Genomic DNA, 23050 nt, shown 5'->3' with positions numbered 1-23050 from the left:
TATCGCCGGTGGCGATCTAAATCATCAGAAACAATCGCTTTTCGTGATGGCGTTCCGCTTCTACGGTCAAGGACATGACTACTGAGAAGCTTTACCCGGTCAACGGAGCCGAGATCTGTGCCGAGACGTTCGGTGATCCCGCCGACCCGGCGGTGCTGCTGATCCACGGAGGTTCCGCCTCGATGCTGTGGTGGGAGACCCCGCTGTGCACGCGGCTCGCCGGCCGCGGGCGGTATGTGATCCGCTACGACCAGCGCGACACCGGCCGATCGACGTCGTACCCGGTGGGGAAGCCGCCGTACTCGATGCGGGATCTGGCCGCGGACGCGGTGGGTCTGTTGGATGCCTTGGGCATCGACCGCGCGCATGTGGTCGGGCAGTCGATGTCCGGCGGCACGGCCCTCATACTCGGCGCGGATTACCCGTCGCGCGTCGCGTCGCTGACCTTCGTCTCCACGAGTACGGGCGCCGACGACCTGCCGGCGCCGTCGGTGGCGCAGATTGAGCCGCCCGACTTCGCTGACCCGGCCGCGGTGGAGGAGTACGTCGTACGGGCGATCGAGGCGGAGGCCGCCGGGCACTTCGACGAGGACGCGGCCCGCGACCTGGTACGACGGGACATGGCCCGGGCTCGGGACTACGAGGCCTCGTTGACGAACCACTATGCGATGACGTTCGACGGGCCGGTCAACGGTGGGTTCGGTGACTTGTCGATGCCGGTGCTGGTGGTGCACGGCTCGTCGGATCCGGTCTTCCCGTTGCCGCACGGCGAGGCGATCCGCGACGCCGTACGCGACGGCCGACTGGTCGTCGTCGAAGGGGCGGGGCACGGGATTCCGGCTGAGCTGTGGGACGTGTTGATCGACGCGGTCGCCGATCACACCGGGAGCCGGTGATGCGATCCGCGGTGTGGGTGCCGTTGTTCGACGAACTCGCGGATCCGCTGACCGTGGCACGGCTGGCGGCCGCCGCGGAGGAGGCCGGGTGGGACGGGATGTTCGTCTGGGATCAGCTGTGGTGGCGGGAGCCGATCGCGGCCGTCGCCGATCCGTGGATCACGCTGGCCGCGATGGCCACTGCGACCGAACAGTTGCGGATCGGGCCGATGGTGACGCCGGTCGCCCGCCGGCGGCCGGTGAAGCTGTTGCGTGAGGCAACAACACTCGACCTGCTGTCCGGTGGGCGTCTCACGCTCGGTGCCGGCCTCGGGAGCGATCGGTTCGCGGGTGAATTCTCCCGGTCGGGGGAGGAGGTCGACGATCGCGTCCGGGCCGAGCAACTCGACGAGTCCCTGCAGATCCTGACGGCCGGGTGGACAGGTGAGTCGGTCTCGCATCATGGCAAGCACTACACGGTCGACTCGGTCCGCTTCCTGCCGCGCCCCGAGTCCGGCCGGATCCCGATCTGGATAGCCGGGTTTCCCGGCAACCAGAAGCCGATCCGCCGGGCCGTTCGCTACGACGGGTTCTTCCCGGTCAACCTGACGTCACCGGACCAACTGGCCGACGTGGTGGCCACGCTGGAGTCTCTCCGAGGATCGCTGAGCGGCTTCGACATCGCGGTCGCCGTGTCGCCGTCGACCGACGTACGGCCGTACTCGTCGGCCGGGGCCGCCTGGTGCCTGACCGACTTCGATCCGGCGACTCTCCGGCTGGCCGACGTACAGGCAGTGATCGCGGCCGGACCGGCCGGGTGACCGCCAAGGCTGTTGCTGTGGGCGCGGGCGGGTGTCTAATCGAAGGGATTGTGGGTACCCCCGCACGCGGGAACGGTCCACGGGAGGGCGCATGGCCAGTGTCAGCGAACGCACCGGGATAGCTGAACGTACCGGTCCGGTAGCCGTCGGACCAGTACGGCGGCCGCTCGGGCAGGTGATCGGACGGTTGCTGTCGACGACCGACCACAAGGTGATCGGTCAGCTGTACCTGGTCACATCGTTCGTGTTCTTCCTGATCGCCGGCGTGATGGCGCTGGTCATCCGCGCCGAGCTCATCGAGCCCGGTATGCAGATCGTGAACGAAGAGGTCTACAACCAGCTGTTCACGATGCACGGCACGATCATGCTGCTGCTGTTCGCGACACCACTGTTCGTCGGGTTCGCGAACGTCATCATGCCGGTGCAGATCGGTGCTCCCGACGTGGCGTTCCCGCGGCTGAACATGTTCAGTTACTGGCTGTTCCTGTTCGGTGGCCTGATCACGCTGGCGGCGTTCGGTACGCCTGGCGGTGCGGCTGACTTCGGCTGGACGGCGTACTCGCCGCTCTCGAACGGAGAGCGCTCACCCGGTGTGGGCGGTGACCTGTGGGTCATGGGTCTGTGGATGGCCGGTCTGGGCACGATCCTCGGTGCGGTCAACTTCGTCACCACGATCATCACCATGCGTGCACCCGGTATGACGATGTTCCGGATGCCCATCTTCTGCTGGAACATCCTGGTGACGTCGATCCTGGTGCTGATCGCGTTCCCGATCCTGGCCGGTGCGCTGCTGATGCTGGAGGCGGATCGAGCCCTAGGGGCTCACGTCTTCGACGCGGGCAACGGCGGGCCGATCTTGTGGCAGCACCTGTTCTGGTTCTTCGGGCATCCCGAGGTGTACATCATCGCCTTGCCGTTCTTCGGCATCATCACCGAGATCCTGCCGGTGTTCAGCCGCAAGCCGGTCTTCGGCTACATCGGCCTGGTCAGCGCGACACTGGGTATCGGACTGCTGTCGATCGCGGTCTGGGCACACCACATGTTCGTCACCGGCGCGGTGAATCTGCCGTTCTTCTCGTTCATGACGTTCTTGATCGCGGTCCCGACCGGGGTGAAGTTCTTCAACTGGATCGGCACGATCTGGGGCGGATCGGTGTCGTTCGAGACGCCGATGCTGTGGTCGATCGGCTTCCTGGTGACGTTCCTGTTCGGCGGTCTGACCGGGATCATCCTGGCCTCGCCGGCCCTGGACTACCAGCTGTCCGATACCTACTTCGTGGTCGCGCACTTCCATTACGTGGTCTTCGGGACCGTGGTGTTCGCGATGTTCGCCGGGTTCTACTTCTGGTGGCCGAAGATGACCGGGCGGATGCTCGACGAGCGGCTCGGGAAGCTGCACTTCTGGTTGCTGTTCTTCGGCTTCCACACCACGTTCCTGGTGCAGCACTGGCTGGGTGTCGAGGGCATGCCCCGCCGCTACGCCGACTACAGCTTCAACGACGGCTTCAGGACCCTGCACCAGGTGTCCAGCGTCGGCGCCTTCGTCCTGGGCATCTCCACCCTCCCGTTCCTCTACAACGTGTACAAGTCCCGCCGGAACCCGCGCGTAGAGGTGGACGACCCGTGGGGCTGGGGCCGGTCGCTGGAGTGGGCCACCAGTTGCCCACCCCCACGGCACAACTTCGACCAACTCCCGAGAATCCGCTCCGACAGCCCCGCCTTCGACTACCACCACCAAGAACTCTCCACCACCACCCCAGCCCAAAACCTCCTGACTCCTGACGAATAGCCCAACCTCGACCGGGAACGCCTCGCCCGTGGGCGCAGATGGGGTGGGGGACGAGTAGCTCCAGCTCTTCCGCCACCGCCGCCGTGGGAGCGGGTGGGTTGGCATCAGCGAGGCTGGCTTGGTGGTCGGGTTAGGGGAGTTGGTTGCGGAGGGTGGTTAGGAGGGTTGGGGTCTCTTGGGGTGGGGTGCTCGTGGTGGAGAGGACGTCCAGGGCTTCGGTGTAGGTCTCCACGTCGTCGCGTTTGTCGAGGTAGAGGGCGCTGGTGAGGTGCTCGAGATAGACGATGTCGGGGAGGTCGCGCTGGGGGAAGCGGAGGAGCGTGAAGGCTCCACCCGTGGCGGCGTGACCTGAGCTGTTCAGCGGGATGATCTGCAGGGTGATGTTGGGGCGCGTGATCGCCTCGCGGAGAGCGTCGAGCTGGTTGCGAAGGACCTCGGGACCGCCGATCGGGCGGTGCAGGACGGACTCCTCGATCACTGCCCACAGCTTGAGGGGTGGCTCGCGGTCGAGCACGCGCTGCCGCCGGGTCCGGAGCGCGACGATGCGCTCGACCTCATCGTCGGCCCGCGCATTGCCCGGCGTCAGCCGCGCCACCGCCCGCGCGTAGTCGGCCGTCTGCAACAGCCCCGGCACGAACTGGATCTCATACGTCCGGATCAGCTCCGCCGCCGCCTCGAGCCCGAGATAGGCATCGAACCAGTCCGGCGTGACATCGCCGTACCGATGCCACCAGCCGCGATCGTTCGCCTCACGAGCCAGCTCCAGCAGCCGGTCCCGCTCCCGCGCGTCGGTCACGCCGTACAGGCTCAGCAGGTCCTCGACGTCACGCTCCTTGAAGCCGACCCGCCCGAGCTCCAGCCGGCTGATCTTCGACTCCGACCCCCGGATCGCCCAGCCGGCGTCGGTGCGGCTGACTCCGGCGCGCTCGCGCAACCGCCGCAGATGACTGCCCAGCATCATCCGCAACGCCGTCGGCCCCACCACGCCCTGCCCCGCCATTGAGCCAGTCTACATCATTATCGAACATATGTTCCCCTGCGTTCCTGGCTCTGCAGTGGAGTTCGAACGAGGCCGAGGAGGCGATGTCGGATCGGGACCGAGGTGTTCGTAGCAGGGGTGAGCGGCTGCCCACGAGGGGCGCCCAAGGAAGGGGAACCGCGATCATGAAGCTGACGACGATCACGCAAGTCACCATCGATGGAGTGGTGCAGGGCAACGGTGGCGCGTCGGACGAGGACCGCCGGAAATGCCGTGCGCGGCGGATGGGCCAGGGGCGCCGGCGACGACGCGACCAGGACGCTCATCAACCAGACTTACCAGCGCGCCGACGCGTTCCTGTTCGGCCGGCGCACGTACGAGCTCTTCGCCGGCTAGTGGGGAGCCATCGAAGATCCGGCCAACCCCATCGCAGGGCCGTTGAACTCGCGGCCCAAGTACGTCGTATCGACCACACTCAGCGACCCGCAATGGGCGGAGACAACCCTCCTCACCGGCGACGTCGCGGCGGCCATCCGCGAGCTGAAAGCCAAGCCGGGCGGTGAGTTGCAGGTGCACGGCAGCGCCACCCTGATCCGCTGGCTGCTCGACAACGACCTCGTCGACGAGCTCACCCTGCTCGTCATCCCCGTGATCCTCGGCCAAGGCGCACGGCTCTTCCCGGACACCGGCCCGGACCTGGCGCTCGAGCTGATCGACTCGCGAGCCGACTCGAAGGGCGTGACGATCCAGGTGTACCGGCCGGCCGGGCGCCCGCAGTACGCAACCGATTGAAGCGCGGCACATACCTGAACCCGCCGTGGAACGCGGCGGTTAAGGTGTGGCCGGGCGGACCCGCTCTTTGACTGGGGTCGGCCAAACCGGCGAGGAAAGCTGGGTCACCCTGGCCGACCCCGAGGGGAACGAGTTCTGCGTCCTCGCCGCCCGCCGCCCCTGACCGGGTCCGCACGGCCACTTAGTCGCGGAGGTATTCGGCGCGCCAGCGGAGGACGGTCGGGTCGACTGGGCTGGGGGATTGGGTGAGCTGGATGAGGCGTAGGTCCGGGGTGGTGAAGGAGTCGATGGCGGCCCGGGTGAGTGGCCAGGGCGGGCCTTCGGTGTCGGCGTCGGGTTGGTCGTCGGGGCGGGCGGCGGCGATGACGAGCAGGGTGCCACCGGGGGCAACCAGCTCACCGACCTGGTTGATCGCGGATGCCTGCACGGGAATCGGGAGGGCCTGGACCGTGTAGATCTCGACGACCAGATCGAACGCGCGGTGCCACTCGGCCGGCGGCGCGAGGAGGTCGGCGGTCCTGTAGTGCGCCTTCGAGTCCGGGTGGTTCCGGCGCGCGGTCGCGATCGCGGTGGGGGAGATGTCGAAGGCGGTCGTGTCATAGCCGCAGTCGACGATCAGCTCAGCGTCCCAGCCAGTCCCGGCCCCGACGATCAGCGCGGTCTTGTCGGTCCCGTCGGGCTGCGCCTCGTCGACCCATTCGCTCAGCAGCGGATGCGCCGCACCGCGATCCCACGGCACGACCGCGGCACCTTCCGAGGCTGCGGAGTAGAGGTGCTCGAACCACCCGGTCGGATCGTCGCGGTCCAGCGACTCGCGGGCGATCCGCCGGGACACGACATCGGGGTCCTCAGCCATCCGCTTCATCCTCCTGCTCGCCGCCGGGTCCCGAGTGAATCTCCCGCACGCTTTGCACCGTATCAACGTCGTCAGGTGATTTGTCGTCGCGATACCGCAGCACCCGGGCGAACCGCAGCGCCATCCCGGCCGGATACCGCGGCGAGGTCTGCACCCCGTCGAACGCGATCTCCACCACCACCTCCGGCTTCAGATACACGACCCAGTCGTCCCGTCGTACCGCCAACTCCTGGAAACGGTCGGTCTGCCACCGCAGCAACTCGTCCGTCAGCCCCTTGAACGTCTTCCCGAGCATCACGAACTCGCCGGTCTCCTCGTCCCGCGCCCCCAGATGCAGGTTGGAAAGCCACCCGGTCCGGCGCCCGTGTCCCCACTCCGCCGCCAGGACGAGCAGGTCGAGCGTGTGCGTCTGCTTGACCTTTACCCATCCGGACCCACGCCGACCCGCCTCATACGGCACGGTCAACGACTTCACCATCACCCCTTCGTGGCCACGCTTCACCGCATCCACGAAGAAGGCCTGCCCGGCCTCCGCAGCATCGGTCACCAGCCGCGGGATCCGCCGCTCCTCCGGCACAAGCTTCGACAGCCACTCCTGACGCGCCGCGCCGTCGAGTCCGAGCAAGTCCTGGCCGTCCTGATGCAGGATGTCGAAGAAGTACGGCGTCAGCGGCACGGACTCCGGTCCGGTCGCCGCGCGAGTCGCCGTCCGCGACCCTGTCACCTGAAACGCCTCGGGTCGTCCGTCGCGCCGCAGCGCGATCAGCTCGCCGTCGAGCACGACCTGCTGTGCGTCCAGCGCGAGTACGGCGCTCACCACCTCAGGGACCCGAGCAGTGATGTCGTCCAACGTCCGCGTGTAGACGACCACGTCAGAGCCGTTCCGGTGCACCTGGATCCGGATCCCGTCCAGCTTCCACTCGAGGGCCGCCGGCGTGCCCGTCTTGGTCAACGCCTCAGCCACGCTGGTCGCGGACTGAGCGAGCATCGGCTGCACACCGCGCCCGACCTCCAGCCCGAACTGCGCCAGCCCCGCCTCGCCCTCGGTCAGTACGGCGACCGCCACCGGAGCCGCCGCGCCACGCAGCATCGTCGCCGCCCGGATCTTGGTGAGCGGGATCCCAGTGGCGCGCGCGACCGCGTCGGCCATCACCCCGTCGAGCGCACCCTGCCGCAACTCGCCACCGACGAGCTGCCGCAAGAACTGCTGCTCATCAGCGGTCGCCCGCCCGAACAACGCGTCGACCGCCGTCCGCCGGCGTGCCTGCACGCCCGCACCACCCATCTCGGCCAGGTCCGCGAACGCCTGATCGACCTCCTCGACCGTCAACGACGGCTCCGCGGCCGGCTCCGGTGCGTCCACCAACGTCCGCCAGCCGACCCCGGTCCGGCGCTGCCGCAGCTCACCGGACAGGTACGTCACCACGATCTCGATCTCGGCCGGCTCGGTGGCTTTCGACAACAACCCCGCGATGAACTCGGCCTTCTTCAGCCGCGACCGGGTCCCGGCCAGCGCGGCCGACGTCTGGACCACCTCGCTGAGCAACATGACCCAAGTCTCACCCATCCCACCGACACTTTCGCGCAGCAACTTTCCCGCCGCGCGCGACCTGAGCCTCGGGTCGGTGAACGCCTCAGGGGGCGGGCGGGAGGTCGTCGAGGAAGCCGGTGGTGGGGGTGAAGAAGAGGGTGCCGGTGACCGCGGTGGAGAAGTCGAGGAGGCGGTCGTGGTTGCCCTCGGGCTCGCCGATGAACATCCGGCGGAGCATCAGCTCGGTGATCGAGGGCGTCTTGGCGTACCCGATGAAGTAGGTGCCGAACTCCTGCTCCGCGATGCTGCCGAACGGCATGTTGTCGCGCAGGATCTTCAGCTCGTTGCCGTCCTCGTCCTCCACCACGTTCAGCGCGATGTGGGCGTTGGCCGGCTTGACGTCGTCGCCCATCTCGATGTCGTCGAGCTTCGTCCGGCCGACCGCCTGCTCCTGCTGCTCGACGGTGAGCGCGTTCCACGCCTTCAGGTCGTGCAGGTACTTCTGCACGATGACGTAGCTGCCACCGGCGAAGTCCGGATCCTCGGCGCCGATCAGTACGGCGTTCTGGGCTGTGACGCCGGCCGGGTTCTCGGTGCCGTCGACGAAGCCGAGCAGGTCGCGCATCTCGAAGTACTTGAAGCCCTGGACCTCGTCGACGACCGTGGCGGCGCCGTCGAGGACGTTCATGATCTGGCCGGCGAGCTCGAAGCACTGATCCATGTGGGCGGCGCGGATGTGGAAGAGCAGGTCGCCGGGCGTGGAGACCGCGCGGTGGGTGGCGCCCTGGAGCTCGACGAACGGGTGCAGCTCGGCCGGTCGCGGGCCGCTGAACAAGCGGTCCCACACGTCCGACCCGATGCTGGTGACGCAGGACAGATTGCCGGCGGGGACGCGGAAGCCGACCGACCTGGTCAGACCGCTCATCCGTTCCAGCAGATCCCGGGCCGTCTCCTCGCCGCCCGGTTCGATCCGGACGACCAGAAAGATCGCCGAACCCGTCAACGGCATCAGCACCGACTGCGGCAGCGCGCGCGTCGCTGCGGCCGGCCCAGGTGTCGGATCAGTTACCACCGTGGTCTCCCTCCACTGAAGCTTGGCCCGATCTTCTAGAGTCCAGTCATGGACCCGCAAGAACCCAGGCCGCCCTCACAACCGGGCCCATACTCCCAGCCGGGGCAGTACCCGCCGCCCCCGCCCCACCCGCAAGGCCCACCACCAGGCAGCTACCCACCACCGGCTGCCTACCCGCCTCCGGGGCCGCACCCGCAGCAGTGGGGCGCGCCGCCGCCGTACCCCCAGCAATGGGGCGCGCCGCAGTACCCGGCGCAGTTCGCCCCCCGCGAGCCCCGGACCATCCCGGCCCCGGCGGGTACGCCGTACCACCGCCTGGCCCGCACCGCGAAGCACGCGTGGTGGCGGCCGATCGTCGGCACCCTGTTCCTCGGCGCCGGCATCCTCTTCATCACCGCGGGCGTGGCGGTCGCCTGGGAGATCGTGCACGGCCTGATCACCGGCGAGATCTCCCAGCCGCAGGGCAACGACATCTTCCCGAGCGCCACCGAGAACCTCGCGCTCACGCTGGTGATGCTCGGCGCCCTCACACCGTTCGTGGCGTTCACCGCCTGGCTGGTCCAGCGCCGGCCGTTCTGGAGCGTCGCCTCGGTCCTGAACCGGATCCGCTGGCGATGGTTGCTGATGTGCTGCCTGCCCGGCCTCGGCTACCTGGCGCTGTCGCTCGGCCTGGGCGTGCTGGTCGACGCGATCTTCCCGAACCAGGACGCGGGACCGACCGACGACGGCGGGTCCTGGGTCGGCTTCGGAGCGTTCGCCGTTCCGGCCCTGGTGATCATTCTCCTGGTGCCGTTCCAGTCGGCGGCGGAGGAGTTCCTGTTCCGGGGATGGCTGATCCAGGCGGTCGGCGCCTACGGACCGGACCAGAAGGACGGCCCGCGGCAGTGGATCCGGACGCTGTTCCGCTCGCCGTGGCCCGGGATCGTGATCGCGAGCGCGGCGTTCGTGTCGGCGCACGGGTACACGGGCTGGGCGATGGCCGACATCTTCCTGTTCGCGGTCATGCTCGGTTGTCTGACCGTGCGGACCGGGGGACTGGAGGCCGGGATCGCGCTGCACGCGATGAACAACCTCTTCGCGTTCTTGTTGCCAGCGGCAACTGGTCGGCTGGACGGCTGGGACGATCAGGGCGGTGCGCCGTGGACGCTGCTGGTCTCGGACATCCCGTGCCTGGTGTTCTACGCCGCGGCCGTGGTCTGGCTGGCCCGGCGTCAGCAGATCGCGCGGGTCAGCTGAGGAAAATCGGGCGCGGACTGTCGGTGGGCTCTGGCAGGGTGATCGCGTGACGAACGCGAAGATCGAAGCCGTCCTGTTCGACTGGGGTGGCACGCTGGCAACCTGGCACGACATCGACCTGTACGACGCCTGGCGGTCGGTGGCCACGCTGATCGACGAGGCCAGGGCGGAGGAGCTGGCCACCCGGCTGGTCACCGCGGAGAGGTCGGTCTGGCGCCGCTCCCGGGACGAGCATCTGAGCAGCACCTTCGAGGAGGTGTGCCTGCTGGCGGAGACGGTGATGACCCCGGCGGCTCTCGCGGAGTACGAGCGGCAGTGGGACCCGCACACCCTGCTCGAGCCGGACGCGCTCGACACCCTGCACGCGATCCGGGCTCAGGGGCTGAAGGTCGGCGTCCTGTCGAACACGCTCTGGCCGCGCCGGCGGCATGAGGACATCTTCGCGCGCGACGGCGTACTCGAGCTGATCGACGGGGCTGTCTACACCAGCGAGATCCCTTACACGAAGCCGCACCCGGAGGCCTTCCTGGCGGCGATGCGGGCGGTCGAGGTGTCGGAGCCGTCGAAGTGCCTGTTCGTCGGGGATCGGCTCTTCGACGACGTCTGGGGCGCTCAGAACGTCGGTATGCGCGCAGCGCACGTCCCGCACAGCGCGATCCCGGGCGAGCAGATCGGCCACACCGAGGGCACGCCGGATGCCACGATCCAGCGCCTGGCCGAGCTTCCTGGCCTGATCAGCACCTGGAACGAGGCCGCCGCCTGACGTCACGTCGCCGACTCGCTACGGCTAGCGACCACGTCCTGGATCCACCTCTGGACAAAGTAGGACCCCCGAGCCGGGAGGCTCGGGGGTCCTTTGGGGGTTTCGGAGGTGGGTCAGGCTGCCAGTGTCGGATCCGCCAGGAGGCGGAGCCGGCCCAGGGCCTCGCGCTCGATCTGGCGCACTCGCTCGGCGGAGATGCCGTGCACCGCGCCGATGTCGGCGAGCTTGGCCTGGCGGCCGTCGTGCAGTCCGTAGCGGCGCCGGATGACGTCCGCCGACCGCGGGTCGAGCTTGTCGACCAGGCTGAACAGGCCCGAGCGGTCCGACGCGTCGGCGACCAGCTGGTCCGGGCCCGGCGCGGTCTCGGCCGCGATCAGGTCGCCCAGCGAGGTCTCGCCCTCGTCGTCGATCGGGTTGTCCAGGCTGATGTGGTCCCGGCCGATCCGGATCAGTTCAGTGACCCGATCCACGTCCAGGTCCAGCTCCGCCGCGATCTCGTCGATCTCCGGCTCACGCCCGAGCTTGCGCTCCAGCGTCCGCCGCGCCGACCCGATCTGGTTCAGCTGCTCCACCACGTGCACCGGCAGCCGGACCACTCGGGCCTGCTGCGCGATACCGCGGGTGATGGCCTGCCGCACCCACCAGGTCGCGTACGTCGAGAACTTGAATCCCTTCCGGTAGTCGAACTTCTCCACCGCCCGGATCAGCCCCGTGTTGCCCTCCTGGACCAGGTCCAGCAGCGGCATCTGGGAACGTCCGTACCGGCGGGCGATCGACACCACCAAGCGGAGGTTCGCGGTCACGAATCGCTGCTGTGCGCGCTGGCCCTCTTCGGCCAGCCACTCCAGCTCGTCCTCCGTCGCATATTTGGGCGCTCCGCCCTTCTTCCGTCCAACCCGCCCCTCGGCCAGCAGTTGCTCCGCGAGGAGACCTGCCTCGACCGTCTCAGCGAGCTCGACTTCTTCCTCAGCGGTGAGCAGGGGCGTGCGCGCGATCTCTTCGAGGTAGAGACCGACGCTGTCCTTGCCGTCGATACCGTCGTCCGCGGTGCGGACCCGAGTCATGCGAGCCACCGAAACTCCCTTCGTCGTTACATGGAGAGCAACGCTCGAGTACGGTTCAAGATTCCAGGACGAGTGTGTAAACACCCTGAACGTTCCCTGAGAGTTCCTGGCAGCGATCCGCGCCGGAAACCGGTGTCCCACCGCCCGTGACGACCGCTGCCCGGACGCCCTTGACCGTCCGGAACCGAATTCACGCCAAAACCAAGGGAATTCGGCACCGTTGTCCAGCGGCGCACCGGGAAGGAAACCTGAGAATCTGTCCAGAATCAGCACCCGTCTGGGCCCTGAATGTGTTGCACGACACACCTGATCGGGGACTCGAAATACGTTCTGCCTCCAGCCAGCAGCAACGCCGCCGGTACCCGCCGTGTTCCCGCCCGAAACGAGGCGTGAACCAGCAGGCCGGCGGCGTCGCCGCGACGTCAGGCCAGGCCGAGGGTGTCCAGCTCCCAGGCCAGTGAGAACGCCACCTCGCGCCAGGCGTCGTACCGGCCGCTGCGGCCGCCGTGACCCGCGTCCATTTCCGTTTTCAGCAGGACGTCGACGTCACCGGTGGCGGTCTCCCGGAGTTTCGCCACCCACTTGGCGGGCTCGACGAAGAAGACCCGGGTGTCGTTCAGGCTGGTGATCGCCAGGATCCGCGGATAGTCCTGCGCGCTGACGTTTTCGTACGGCGAGTAGGACTTCATGTACTCGTACACCGCCGGGTCCTCGAGCGGATTGCCCCACTCCTCCCACTCGATGACGGTCAGCGGCAGGGACGGGTCGAGGATCGTGGTCAGCGGGTCGACGAACGGAACCTCCGCGACGATCCCGCCGAACGCCTTCGGCGCCAGGTTCGCCACCGCGCCCATCAGCAGGCCACCGGCGCTGCCACCTTGCGCGACGATCCGTTCCGGCCGGGTCCAGCCCGCGGTGACCAGGTGCTCGGCGCATGCGATGAAGTCGGTGAAGGTGTTCCGCTTGGTCAGCGTCTTCCCGTTGTCGTACCAGTGCCGGCCGAGCTCACCTCCGCCGCGGATGTGGGCGATCGCGAACACCACGCCGCGATCGAGCAGCGACAACCGCGGGATCGAGAACCACGGATCCATCGAGCTCTCGTACGAGCCATATCCGTACAGCACGACCGGCGCGTTGCCGTCCTTCGCGACGTCCTTGCGCGCGACCATCGAGATCGGCACCTTGGTCCCGTCCGCTGCGGTCGCCCACTCCCGGTACTGCGTGTACGCGCCGAGGTCCACGCCACCCAGCACCGGCTGCTGCTTCAGCAGCCGTCGCTCTCCGGTCGCGATATCCACGTCGTACGTCGAACCCGGCGTGACCAGGGACGTGTAGCCGAACCGGTACCTGGTTTCGTGCCACTCGTCGTTGCGTCCGGGGGAGACGGTGTGGATCGGCTCGTCGAACTCGAGCACCTCCGGGGTGCCGAAGCCTTCGGAGGTACGGCGCATGATCGCGAGCTCGGTGAGTGCGTCGCGGCGGCGATACAGGATGACGTGGTCGGCGAAGGCGTCCGTGCCGAGCAGGCGGCTCGACGTGTCGCCCTGGATCAGCGTCGTCCAGTCGCCGGGGGAGTCGAGTGGTGCAGTGGCCAGCGAGAAGTTGGACGCGTCCGCGTTGTGGGTGATCAGGAGCAGGTCGCCGTCGTGCTCGACGTCGTACTCCACGCCTTCACGGCGCGGGGCCACCACGACCGGCTGCCCGGCGGGGTCGTTGGCGTCCAGCATCCAAACCTCGCTGGTGAGCTTGCTGCCGAGCGCGATCAGGATCGCCTTTTCGTTGCGGGTCAGGTCGACGCCGATCCAGAACCGCTCATCCGGCTCTTCCATCACCAGGACGTCGTCCGTCGTACCCAGGGCGTGCCGCCAGACCTGGTACGGGCGCCAGGCGTCGTCGACCTTGGTGTAGAAGATCGTGGAGCTGTCGGCGGACCAGGCCGAGCCGTAGTGCACCTCGGGGAGCTCGTCGGGCAGGAGGTCGCCCGTGTTCAGGTCCTTGATCCGCAGGGTGAACCGCTCGTCGCCCTTGAGGTCGACGGAGTACGCGAGCAGGCGGCCGTCGGGGGAGACGTCGACGGTGCCGAGCGAGAAGAACTCCGAGTCGCCGGCCACCTCGTTGCCGTCGAGCATCAGCTCCTCGCCGGGGATGTCGCCGTCGGTCGCCGGCGGCTGGTCGCCATCCACCTTGACGCGGCAGTGCAGCGAGTACTGCTTGCCCTCGATCGTGCGCGAGTAGTACCAGTACCCGCCGCGCCGGGCCGGCACGCTCAGGTCGGTCTGCAGCGTGCGATCCGAGATCTCCTTGAAGATTGCCTCACGCAACGATTCCAGCTGTGCGGTACGAGCCTGGGTGTAGGAGTTCTCGGCCCGCAGATACCCCAGCACCTCGTCGTCGGTCTTGTCCCGCAACCACTCGTACTCATCAACGAAAACATCACCATGATGCCGCCGCTCAACCGGCTTCCGGGCCGCAACCGGGGGCTCACCAAAAGACTTCAACTCGGACATGCCGCGAGACTACCCGCCTGTCGCCGGCAGCGTCGGCCGGTTTCCCGGACTCCAGGTTCAGGCGTCGTACGTCGCGACGACGGGGGCGTGGTCGCTCCAGCGTTCGGCGTAGGTGGGGGCTCGGTGGATGGTGCAGGTGGTGGCTGTGGTGGCTAGGGCGGGGGAGGCGATTTGGTAGTCGATGCGCCAGCCGGCGTCGTTGTCGAACGCCTTGCCGCGCCAGGACCACCAGGAGTAGGGGCCGGGGCCTGCGCCGCCGAAGTGGCGGCCGAGGTCGACCCAGCCGGACTCGAACAAACGATCCATCCAGGCGCGCTCCTCGGGGAGGAAGCCGCTCTTCTTGCGGTTCGCCTTCCAGGCTTTCAGGTCGACCTCGCGGTGGGCGATGTTGAGGTCGCCGCAGAGCAGCACGTGCCGTCCGTCCGCGCGCAGCTCGGTCAGCCGGGCGGTCATCGCATCCAGGAACGCGTACTTCTCCTCCTGCCGCGGCGGGGTCTCGAACTCGCCCGTGAACACATACGTGCTCACCGCCGTCAGCGTCGTACCGTCGTCGAGTACGACGTCCGCCTCCACCCACCGCCCGCACCCGGCGAACCGCTCCGGCCCGATCTCGCCGCGCTCGTCCTTGATCGGCCGCCGACTGGCCACCGCGACACCCGCGCGTCCCTTGTGCCCGTCGATCCACGGCTCGGCATGCGCGATGCTCCAGTCCCCGCCGAGGTGCTCGCGCAGTACGTCGTCCGTCGCGCGAACTTCCTGCATCAGCAACAGGTCCGGATCGGTCTCCTCCAGCCACGGCCCCATCCCGCGCCGGAACGCGGCCCTGATCCCATTCACATTCACCGTGGCAACCGTCAGCACCCGAGAACCCTACCGTTCAGACCCGATCGGCTGTCGTCGTGAGGATGGCGTCGAGGGACTGCTCGCAGAGATGCTCGAGCGCGTCGGCGGACACCGAGGGATTGTCGATCCACGTCATCAGCGTCTGTTCGACGTACCCCTGCCAGCCGTGACAGGCGAGCTCCACGGTCGGGGTGATCTCGATCCCGCGCTCGGCGACCGCGCTGATCACCCACTGGCTGAACACCTGGCGGATCTCGGAGTGCAACGCTCGTACGGCGGGATCGCCGGCGGCTGACATCAGCAGCGTGGCCCGGTAGAGCTGTGGCGCCTCCAGGACCGCCCGGACGAACGCGCGGATGCCGGACCGGAGCCGCTCGTCCGGGGGCAGCGCCGGGTCGGGGGCCGTCCGCAGGATGACCTCGGCGGCGGCCTCCTCGATCACGGCGTACTGGAACTTCTTCTTCGAGCCGAAGTAGTGGAAGAGCAGCGCGGGGGAGACGCCGGCCTCGGCGGCGACCAGCTCGACCGTCAGCTCGCGGTGCGGATCCGCGAGCAGCACGCGCCGCGCCGCCCCCAGGATCTGCGCACGCCGTTCGTCAGGGCGCAGCCGGGCGGACGAGGTCTGGGTCATGGGGCCTCCCGGCCTGGACTGAGGAGTGGAGGGAGCGAAGCGACTGGAGCGACGAGGGAAGGCCGGGAGTAAAGCCCCATGACCCGCCGAGCCGGAGGCGAGGCCAAGAGCACAGTCATGGGGCCTCCCGGCCTGGACTGAGGAGTGGAGGGAGCGAAGCGACTGGAGCGACGAGGGAAGGCCGGGAGCCAGGCCCCATGACCCGCCGAGCCGGAGGCGAGGCCAAGAGCACCGTCATAGGACCTAGTCTATTGAGTATTCGGTCAATAAGCACTTACTGTTGAGTACCTACTCAACAAGCAGGAGGTCCAGATGCGTCCGTTGGCCGGTCAAGTCGTCCTCATCACCGGTGCGTCCCGGGGGATCGGCGCCGCGGTGGCCCGGAAGCTGGCAGGTGACGGCGCCAAGCTCGCGCTGATCGGCCTGGAGCCGGCCGAGCTGAAGAAGGTCGCGGAGGACTGTGGCCCGGACGCCGGCTGGTGGGAGGCCGACGTCACCGACACCGAGTCGCTGCGTACGGCGGTCGAGGCGGTGGCCGAGCGGTACGGCCGGATCGACGTGGTGATGGCGAACGCCGGGATCGCGGCGCCAGGGTTCAGCCGGAGCATGGACCCGGCGGTCTGGGAGCGCGTCCTCGACGTTGACCTGTACGGCGTCTGGCGTACTGTCCACCTCACCCTGCCGCACCTGCTCGAGAGCAAGGGCTACCTGCTCCTGGTCTCGTCGCTCGCGGCCATCGTGCACATCCCCGGACTCGCGTCGTACAACGTGGCCAAGGCCGGTGTCGAGGCGATGGGCGACACGCTGCGGCCGGAACTGAAGCACCTCGGCGTCCGGGTCGGAGTCGCGCACATGACCTTCGTCGACACCGACATGGTGCGCGGAGTGGACAGCCACCCGGTGTTCGGCAAGGTCCGCACCGGCATCCCGTTCGCGAGCAAGGTGTACCCACTCGACTTCGCCGTGGACAAGTTCGTCACGGGCATCAGCAAGCGCTCTCGCACCGTGCACGTGCCTGGATGGATCGGTGCGATGAAAGTGTTCCGCTGGGTGATTCCGCACGTGATCGAGGCGGGTTCGCGCTTCAGTGTGCCGAAGGCCGACCGGGCAGCGCTCGCTTACGAGGAGAAGGCCGGACACCAGTGAGCGGCGAGTACGACGTCGTCCTGCTCGGCGCGAGTGGGTTCACCGGATCGCTGACCGTGGAGTACCTCGCCAAGAACGCGCCGGCCGACCTGAAGTGGGCGGTTGCCGGACGCAACCAAAAGAAGCTGGAGGCCTTCGGCAAGGACGTCCTCTACGCGGACGTCACGGATCCGAAGTCCCTCCAAGCCCTGGCCGAGTCGACGAAGGTCGTCGCCACCACGGTCGGGCCGTACGTCCAGTACGGCGAACCGCTCGTGGCCGCGTGTGCTGACGCAGGCACCGACTACCTCGACCTCACCGGCGAGTCCGAGTTCGTCGACCGCATGTACGTCCGCTACCACGAGCGAGCCGTCCAAACCGGTGCCCGGATCGTGCACGCCTGCGGCTTCGACTCGATCCCGTACGACCTCGGCGTCCAGTACACCGTCGAGCAGTTGCCGGAGCGGGTCCCGATCCAGGTCGACGGCCTGCTCCGCGCCGGCGGCCGGCCATCCGGCGGTACCTTCCACACCGCGATCACCGCGTTCTCCCGCCCGAAGCAGAACCTGGACGCGCACCGCGCCCGCCGCCGCGCCGAGCCGCGTCCCGAGGACCGCAAGGCCCGCGCCGTGCCGGGCAAGATCCACCGCCAGCAAGGCTTCTGGGCGGTCCCATTGCCGACGGTCGACCCGCAGATCGTTGCCTACTCTGCCCGGCTGCTCGATACCTACGGTCCCGATTTCCGCTACTCGCACTACGCGGCGATGAAGCGCCTCCCGATGGTTGCCGGAGGCATCGGTACCGTCGGCCTCCTGATCGCCGCCGCGCAGATACCGCCGCTGCGGAACGCCTTGCTCAGCAGGCTGAAGCCCGGAGATGGTCCGAGCCCGGAGCGCCGCGCGCGGTCCTGGTTCAACGTCCGTTTCGTCGGCCGCGGTGGCGGCAAGCAGGTGATCACCGAGGTCGCCGGCGGCGATCCCGGGTACGACGAGACCGCGAAGATGCTCGCGGAGAGCGCAGTCTGCCTGTCCCGCGACGATCTCCCGGTCACGGCCGGCCAGACCACCACAGCCGCGGCCATGGGTCCGGCGCTGCGCGAGCGGCTCGTGAAGGCGGGGATGACCTTTGCCACCCTCAGCACGGACGACTACTAGTCCCGACGGAGTCCGGATCGCAATCCACGAGTACGGCGATCCGGACGCACCCGTGCTCGTCTGTGTCCACGGCTACCCGGACAACGCGTCCCTGTGGCGACCGGTCGCCGAGCGGCTGGCCGGCCAGTTCCGGATCGTCGCGTACGACGTCCGCGGTGCCGGCGACTCCGATCACCCTCGCGGGCGATCGGCGTACCACCTGGACCGGCTCGAGGACGATTTCGTCGCGGTGATCGACGCCGTGTCACCGGATCGGCCGGTGCAGGTGCTGGCGCACGATTGGGGATCGATCCAGTCCTGGCACTTCGTCACGAGTGAGCGGTTGCGCGGCCGGATCTCGTCGTACGTGTCGATCTCGGGGCCGTCGCTGGATCACGCCGGCTACTTCCTCCGGACCCGCAAGCGGCCGGGTGAGGGCGTTCGCCAGTTGCTGCACTCCTGGTACATCTTCTACTTCCACCTGCCTGGCTGCCGGAGCGAGGCTGGCGCAAGGGCTGGGCGCACCGGGTGTTCGGCCGCCTCGAGCGTGCGGCCGGGGGAGCGGAGTCACCGTTCGGAGAGCGCTCGCTGGGCGATTACCTCAACGGTCTGAACCTCTACCGCGCCAACATCCTCCCGCGACTGATCAGGCCGGCCGAACGCCGTACCGACGTACCCGTCCTCGCGGTCTCCCCGGACGGCGACGCGTTCGTCACCACGCCGTTGCAGACCGACATCGCGCGCTGGGCCCCGAACCTGACTGTGAAGCTGGTCAGGGGTGGCCACTGGATGCCCCGGAACGATCCCGGACTTGTCGCCCGGCTGGTACGGGAACACACCCGTCAGGTGGCAGGCTGGGAGGCATGAGGACACTTCTCAACCTGATCTGGCTGGTGCTGGCCGGGTTCTGGCTGGCGATCGGCTACGCGGTCGCCGGCATCATCTGCTGTGTGCTGATCGTGACGATCCCGTTCGGCATCGCGGCGTTCCGGATCGCCGGGTTCACGCTGTGGCCGTTCGGCCGGACCATGGTCGACAAGCCGAGCGCCGGCGCGGGCGCGCTGCTCGGCAACCTGATCTGGATCATCTTCGCCGGCTGGTGGCTGGCGCTCGGCCACCTGGCCACCGGCATCGCGCTGTGCCTGACGATCATCGGCATCCCGCTCGGCGTCGCGAACTTCAAGCTGATCCCGATCTCGCTGGTCCCGCTGGGCAAGGAGATCGTGCCCAGCGACCGCCCGTTCGCGGCCCGGTGAGGTCGCTCACCGTCCTCGGCTCCTGCGGCGCCTGGCCCGAGGCCGGCCGCGCGTGCGCCGGCTTCCTGCTCGAGTACGACGGCTTCCGCGTGGTCCTCGACCTCGGGTACGCCGCCCTCCCACGGCTGCTCGAACACCGTCCGCAGGGCGACATCGACGCGGTCGTGGTGACCCACCAGCACCCCGACCACTGTGTCGACGTAAGCGCTCTCGCCCGCGTCAGGTACTACGAGGCACCGGATGCACCGCCCATCCCGCTGCACTGCGCCCCGGGCGTTCTCGACGTACTCCGTGCCCTCGAACCGGAGCCGGACCCGGCCGCCGTCTTCGCCGTGCACGATCTCGCGACGACCACGCAGCTCGGCCCATTCGCCGTCGAGACCGTCGAGTTGCCGCACTACAAGACCAACCTCGGTGTGCGACTGACAGCGCCGGGAGTGTCCGTTGCCTACACCGGCGACAGCGGACCGTCGCCCGACCTGCACAAGCTGGCTGACGGAACCGACCTCTTCATCTCCGACGCGACCCTGCAGGGCCCGTCGCCACAGACAACCCCCCGCTTCATCATGACCGCCACCGAGGCAGCCCGTGGTGCCGGCGGGGCGAGGCGCCTACTCCTGACGCACTTCTGGCCAGGCTCTGATCGGTCGGTCTCGGTCGCCGAGGCAGCACAGGAGTTCGACGGCGAGGTCATTGCAGCCGAGGAAGGCCTCGTACTCACGCTCTGACCCGACTCCCGGTACCCCGTTAACCTGCGGGCATGCCCACCGCCTTGGTTCGCCGTCCCAGCCCGCGCCTCGCCGACGGACTCGTCACCCACATCGAACGGACCCCGGTCGATGCCGATCTCGCCGTACGGCAGTGGCAGGCGTACGTCGCCGCACTCGAGGCCACCGGATGGACCACGGTCGAGGTGCCCGCGATCGACGATTGCCCGGACGGCGTCTTCATCGAGGACACGATGGTCGTGTACGACGACCTCGCGGTGATCGCGCGGTCCGGCGCCGAGGAACGCCGGCCGGAAGCCGCCGCAGCGGCAAAGACGGTCGAGGGACTGGGCTACCGCCTCACGCACATCGCCGAACCGGGCACCCTCGACGGCGGCGACGTTCTCAAGATCGGATCGATCGTGTACGTCGGCCAAGGCGGACGTACGAACGAAGAGGGCATCCGGCAACTGCGAGACGCGCTAGCGCCGCTCGGGACCGACGTACGCCCGGTGCCGGTCCGGAAGGTGCTGCACCTGAAGTCGGCCGTGACGGCGCTGCCGGACGGGACCGTAGTCGGGTACGAGCCACTCGTCGACGACCCGGCAGCGTTCGACCGCTTCCGGCCGGTGCCCGAGGTGGCGGGGTCGCACGTCGTCCTGCTCGGGGAGGACCGGCTGCTGATCGCCGCGTCCGCGCCGAAGTCGGCCGAGCTGTTCGAGCAGCTCGGCTACAAGCCGGTCGTCGTCGACATCAGTGAGTTCGAGAAGCTCGAGGGCTGTGTCACCTGCTTGTCGGTGCGGCTGCGCCGTTGAGCAACCGCCGCGCTTCCTCGGCTGCCACCACATCCCGCTTCTTGCCCCGCGCCTCGGCCACGTCGCACGCCTCCACCAGTGCCGTGCGATAGACCGAGGTGTCGGGATGGCCCGCGGCGGCGTCCTCGACCGTCCGGGTCAGTGCCTCGAGCGCGGCCGAGATCTCGCCACACGCGAGCAGCGCCCGGCCGAGTGCCGCTCGGTCGCGGAGCAGCTGTGGGTCGTGCGGATCCAGGTCCCGGGCGTCGACAGCGACGATGTCCGCGAGGAGTTGCGCCTCCGAGCGCGGACCGCCGACCATCAACCGTGCCCCGGCGACCGCCTCGGCCGCGGCCCGGGTCAGCTCATGGTTCGGCCCGAACACCTCCACGAGTTGAGGTGTCACCAGCTCGAACCACGCGATCGCCCGTCCGTAGTTCGCAGTCGCGAGCAGCCCTTGCGCGACCCGCAGCCGAACCCGCAGCGTGGCCGGATCGTCGGCCGCGAGCACCTTCTCCCGCTCGATCAGTGCCGACTGGTAGAAGGGCAGCGCCTGACCGGGCTCGCTCTCGTCCCAGTACGCCTCGGCCCGCTGGTACGCCGGATCGCCGTCGAGCTCCGGGTGCTGCGCGAGTGCCGACACCGGCCGGCGTACGACGGTCTCGATCGGCTGCTCGATCACCTGCCGGCCGACGTAGCTGCGGCCGCCGGTCGGGATGATCCGGTACCGCCCGATCTTCGACACCGGGACCCACAGGATCGTGCTGTACAGCGTGCGTACCGACGAGCCGCAGTTCTCACAGACGTCGTGGTGCCCGTAGAAGCGGCCGCCCATCGGCCTGGCTGTCTCGACGCCCCGCGACGCCACGGACGACGCCGTACACGGTCCACAGAACGGGTAAACCCCCCGCCGTTCCTCATTCACCTGACCCATTCTGGTCATTGTCGGGTTCGTCGTCCTCATCCGCCGCGGCGGGTACGACTTTTGCCAGGGCTGGATCGTCGACGGCGAACGTGCGGACCGGGCCTGGAGGGGTCTCGGCGGTCTCGAAGCGAACCGTGACCCGGCCGCGGCCGGAGCCCCAGACCCAGCCGGACCCGTAGTCCGCATGCGTGACGTCCTGGCCCGGGTAGAAGCCGATCGAGTCGCGGGCGCGCTCGGGCAACTCGACCACCTCGACCGGCGTCTCGGCATGCTCGCTCTCGGTGAAGAGGTCGTCCTGGATCCAGTCGGCCAGTGACGACACACCGACGCCGAGCAACCGGATGCCGCCACCGATCTCGCTGTCGTCGAGGAGCCGGCGCGCGACCCGGGCGATCACCCGGGCATCGTCGGTCGGACCGGCCAGCGTCGACGAGCGGGTATGGGTGGTGAAGTCGTGCATCCGGGTCTTCACTGTGACGGTCCGGCCGGAGAGCTGTGCCTTCTGCAGGCGTTCGGAGACGCGGTGGGCCATCCGGTCGCCGATCGCGGCCAGCAGCGCGCGGTCGATGAGGTCGGTCTCGAAGGTGTCCTCGACGCTGACCGACTTGGTCTCCCGGTCGCTCACCACCGGGCGGTCGTCGGCCGCGACCGCGAGCCGGTGCAGGCTCGTGCCGTGGGCGGATCCGACCTGCCGGACCAGCTCGTCCTCGTCGAGTTGCTGCAGGTCCGCGACCGTACGGACGCCGGCCATGCCGAGCCGCTGGGCCGTCGCCGGACCGACCCCGGGGATCACGGTGACCTGCATCGGCGCGAGGAACTCGGCCTCCGTCCCGGCCGGCACGACGACCACACCGTCGGGCTTGTCCAGGTCGCTGGCGATCTTCGCGATCAGCTTCGAGGTCCCGGCGCCGACCGACGCGGTGAGACCGCCGCTGACCTTCCGGATCGCCTCCTTGAGATCCGATGCGATCGCCTGCACGTCGTCGACCGTGAGCCCGCTGAGACCGGACGCGGCCAGGTCGATGAACGCCTCGTCCAGCGACAGCGGCTCGACCAGCGGCGAGAGCGCCCGCATCTCGGCCATCACCGCCTGGCTGGCCCGCCGGTACACCTCGAAGCGCGGACCCAGGTACGCCGCGTGCGGACAGCGGGATCGCGCTTCCGCGGTCGACATGGCGGAGCGGACGCCGTACTTGCGGGCCTCGTACGACGCGGTCGACACGACACCGCGGACGCCGACGCCGCCGACGACGACGGGCTTGCCCCGCAGCGACGGCTTGTCCCGCTGCTCGACGGCCGCGAAGAACGCGTCCAGATCGACATGCAGCACCGACGGATCCCCTCGCACGAA

At 68.6% G+C, this 23050-nt stretch carries 24 protein-coding genes; 14 read left to right on the top strand and 10 right to left on the bottom strand.

All coding sequences use genetic code 11. The features are described 5' to 3' along the window. Positions 1 to 74 precede the first annotated feature (74 nt). From ACZ3HV_RS12485 to ctaD, 3 genes are all read left to right on the top strand, one after another. Positions 75 to 896, top strand: a complete 822-nt coding sequence (locus ACZ3HV_RS12485) for an alpha/beta fold hydrolase (protein WP_465683666.1) — start codon at positions 75 to 77, stop codon at positions 894 to 896. Next, complete coding sequence (locus ACZ3HV_RS12480; protein ID WP_465683664.1) at positions 896 to 1696, top strand: LLM class flavin-dependent oxidoreductase; 801 nt, start codon at positions 896 to 898, stop codon at positions 1694 to 1696. Before ACZ3HV_RS12485 ends, ACZ3HV_RS12480 begins: the two co-directional genes overlap by 1 nt. 91 nt (positions 1697 to 1787) lie before the next feature. After that, entirely contained in the window at positions 1788 to 3485 is a 1698-nt protein-coding gene (gene ctaD, locus ACZ3HV_RS12475; protein ID WP_465683662.1) for an aa3-type cytochrome oxidase subunit I, read from the top strand. A gap of 130 nt (positions 3486 to 3615) precedes the next feature. Here the strand turns inward: ctaD and ACZ3HV_RS12470 are convergent, their stop codons facing one another. Then, the gene (locus tag ACZ3HV_RS12470; RefSeq protein WP_465683659.1) at positions 3616 to 4485 is read right to left on the bottom strand and encodes a helix-turn-helix domain-containing protein; all 870 of its coding nucleotides are present in this window, start codon (positions 4483 to 4485) and stop codon (positions 3616 to 3618) included. A gap of 252 nt (positions 4486 to 4737) precedes the next feature. Here ACZ3HV_RS12470 and ACZ3HV_RS12465 point away from each other — a divergent pair, with 252 nt between their 5' ends. After that, positions 4738 to 4860, top strand: coding sequence for a hypothetical protein (locus tag ACZ3HV_RS12465; protein ID WP_465683657.1), 123 nt, complete (start codon positions 4738 to 4740; stop codon positions 4858 to 4860). A gap of 42 nt (positions 4861 to 4902) precedes the next feature. Continuing rightward, complete coding sequence (locus ACZ3HV_RS12460) at positions 4903 to 5256, top strand: dihydrofolate reductase family protein (RefSeq protein WP_465683655.1); 354 nt, start codon at positions 4903 to 4905, stop codon at positions 5254 to 5256. A 181-nt stretch (positions 5257 to 5437) separates the two neighbouring features. On the opposite strand, the gene ACZ3HV_RS12455 is transcribed toward ACZ3HV_RS12460, so the two are convergent. From ACZ3HV_RS12455 to ACZ3HV_RS12445, 3 genes are all read right to left on the bottom strand, one after another. Continuing rightward, a complete protein-coding gene (locus ACZ3HV_RS12455) occupies positions 5438 to 6112 on the bottom strand; it encodes a class I SAM-dependent methyltransferase (protein WP_465683653.1) in 675 nt (224 codons plus the stop codon). Beyond that, on the bottom strand, positions 6105 to 7661 hold the full coding sequence (locus tag ACZ3HV_RS12450) for an ATP-dependent DNA ligase (RefSeq protein ID WP_465683651.1): 1557 nt from the start codon (positions 7659 to 7661) through the stop codon (positions 6105 to 6107). The genes ACZ3HV_RS12455 and ACZ3HV_RS12450 overlap by 8 nt, the downstream gene beginning before the upstream one ends. 85 nt (positions 7662 to 7746) lie before the next feature. Next, positions 7747 to 8715 carry a Dyp-type peroxidase gene (locus ACZ3HV_RS12445; RefSeq protein WP_465683649.1) on the bottom strand — a complete coding sequence of 323 codons (969 nt, stop codon included), beginning with the start codon at positions 8713 to 8715 and terminating at the stop codon, positions 7747 to 7749. 48 nt (positions 8716 to 8763) lie between these two features. Between ACZ3HV_RS12445 and ACZ3HV_RS12440 the strand changes: the two genes are divergently transcribed. Further along, on the top strand, positions 8764 to 9951 hold the full coding sequence (locus ACZ3HV_RS12440) for a lysostaphin resistance A-like protein (RefSeq protein WP_465683647.1): 1188 nt from the start codon (positions 8764 to 8766) through the stop codon (positions 9949 to 9951). Between the two features lie 46 nt (positions 9952 to 9997). After that, entirely contained in the window at positions 9998 to 10714 is a 717-nt protein-coding gene (locus tag ACZ3HV_RS12435) for an HAD family hydrolase (RefSeq protein WP_465683645.1), read from the top strand. Positions 10715 to 10827: 113 nt separating this feature from the next. On the opposite strand, the gene ACZ3HV_RS12430 is transcribed toward ACZ3HV_RS12435, so the two are convergent. The 4 genes from ACZ3HV_RS12430 to ACZ3HV_RS12415 all read right to left on the bottom strand — a co-directional run bounded on the left by ACZ3HV_RS12430 (position 10828) and on the right by ACZ3HV_RS12415 (position 15759). Then, positions 10828 to 11787, bottom strand: a complete 960-nt coding sequence (locus ACZ3HV_RS12430; protein WP_465683643.1) for a sigma-70 family RNA polymerase sigma factor — start codon at positions 11785 to 11787, stop codon at positions 10828 to 10830. A gap of 413 nt (positions 11788 to 12200) precedes the next feature. Then, positions 12201 to 14285: a S9 family peptidase gene (locus tag ACZ3HV_RS12425; RefSeq protein WP_465683641.1), complete on the bottom strand. Its 2085-nt coding sequence runs from the start codon at positions 14283 to 14285 to the stop codon at positions 12201 to 12203. A 57-nt stretch (positions 14286 to 14342) separates the two neighbouring features. Next, positions 14343 to 15146, bottom strand: coding sequence for an exodeoxyribonuclease III (xth, locus tag ACZ3HV_RS12420; RefSeq protein WP_465683639.1), 804 nt, complete (start codon positions 15144 to 15146; stop codon positions 14343 to 14345). Between the two features lie 16 nt (positions 15147 to 15162). After that, positions 15163 to 15759, bottom strand: coding sequence for a TetR/AcrR family transcriptional regulator (locus ACZ3HV_RS12415; RefSeq protein ID WP_465683637.1), 597 nt, complete (start codon positions 15757 to 15759; stop codon positions 15163 to 15165). A 312-nt stretch (positions 15760 to 16071) separates the two neighbouring features. Between ACZ3HV_RS12415 and ACZ3HV_RS12410 the strand changes: the two genes are divergently transcribed. From ACZ3HV_RS12410 to ddaH, 7 genes are read left to right on the top strand one after another with little or no spacing between them, the layout of a single operon-like run. Continuing rightward, a complete protein-coding gene (locus ACZ3HV_RS12410) occupies positions 16072 to 16905 on the top strand; it encodes an SDR family oxidoreductase (protein WP_465683635.1) in 834 nt (277 codons plus the stop codon). Next, positions 16902 to 18038, top strand: coding sequence for a saccharopine dehydrogenase family protein (locus ACZ3HV_RS12405; protein ID WP_465683633.1), 1137 nt, complete (start codon positions 16902 to 16904; stop codon positions 18036 to 18038). Before ACZ3HV_RS12410 ends, ACZ3HV_RS12405 begins: the two co-directional genes overlap by 4 nt. Continuing rightward, a complete protein-coding gene (locus tag ACZ3HV_RS12400) occupies positions 18010 to 18630 on the top strand; it encodes an alpha/beta fold hydrolase (RefSeq protein ID WP_465683631.1) in 621 nt (206 codons plus the stop codon). Before ACZ3HV_RS12405 ends, ACZ3HV_RS12400 begins: the two co-directional genes overlap by 29 nt. Beyond that, on the top strand, positions 18546 to 18884 hold the full coding sequence (locus ACZ3HV_RS12395; protein ID WP_465683629.1) for a hypothetical protein: 339 nt from the start codon (positions 18546 to 18548) through the stop codon (positions 18882 to 18884). The genes ACZ3HV_RS12400 and ACZ3HV_RS12395 overlap by 85 nt, the downstream gene beginning before the upstream one ends. After that, complete coding sequence (locus tag ACZ3HV_RS12390; RefSeq protein ID WP_360375422.1) at positions 18881 to 19273, top strand: YccF domain-containing protein; 393 nt, start codon at positions 18881 to 18883, stop codon at positions 19271 to 19273. Before ACZ3HV_RS12395 ends, ACZ3HV_RS12390 begins: the two co-directional genes overlap by 4 nt. Beyond that, entirely contained in the window at positions 19270 to 20001 is a 732-nt protein-coding gene (locus ACZ3HV_RS12385) for an MBL fold metallo-hydrolase (protein ID WP_465683627.1), read from the top strand. The genes ACZ3HV_RS12390 and ACZ3HV_RS12385 overlap by 4 nt, the downstream gene beginning before the upstream one ends. 32 nt (positions 20002 to 20033) lie before the next feature. Then, on the top strand, positions 20034 to 20795 hold the full coding sequence (gene ddaH / locus ACZ3HV_RS12380) for a dimethylargininase (protein ID WP_465683625.1): 762 nt from the start codon (positions 20034 to 20036) through the stop codon (positions 20793 to 20795). Here ddaH and ACZ3HV_RS12375 read toward each other — a convergent pair. Both ACZ3HV_RS12375 and ACZ3HV_RS12370 read right to left on the bottom strand, forming a co-directional pair. After that, positions 20764 to 21699 (bottom strand): hypothetical protein, encoded by a 936-nt coding sequence (locus tag ACZ3HV_RS12375; RefSeq protein ID WP_465683623.1) that lies wholly within the window; start codon positions 21697 to 21699, stop codon positions 20764 to 20766. The two genes, ddaH and ACZ3HV_RS12375, sit on opposite strands and share 32 nt — an antisense overlap. After that, positions 21692 to 23047 (bottom strand): DNA polymerase IV, encoded by a 1356-nt coding sequence (locus ACZ3HV_RS12370; protein WP_465683621.1) that lies wholly within the window; start codon positions 23045 to 23047, stop codon positions 21692 to 21694. Before ACZ3HV_RS12370 ends, ACZ3HV_RS12375 begins: the two co-directional genes overlap by 8 nt. Positions 23048 to 23050: the final 3 nt, after the last annotated feature.

Source organism: Kribbella sp. NPDC020701 (assembly GCF_055562215.1).
This window is presented reverse-complemented; position numbering and strand designations above follow the sequence as displayed.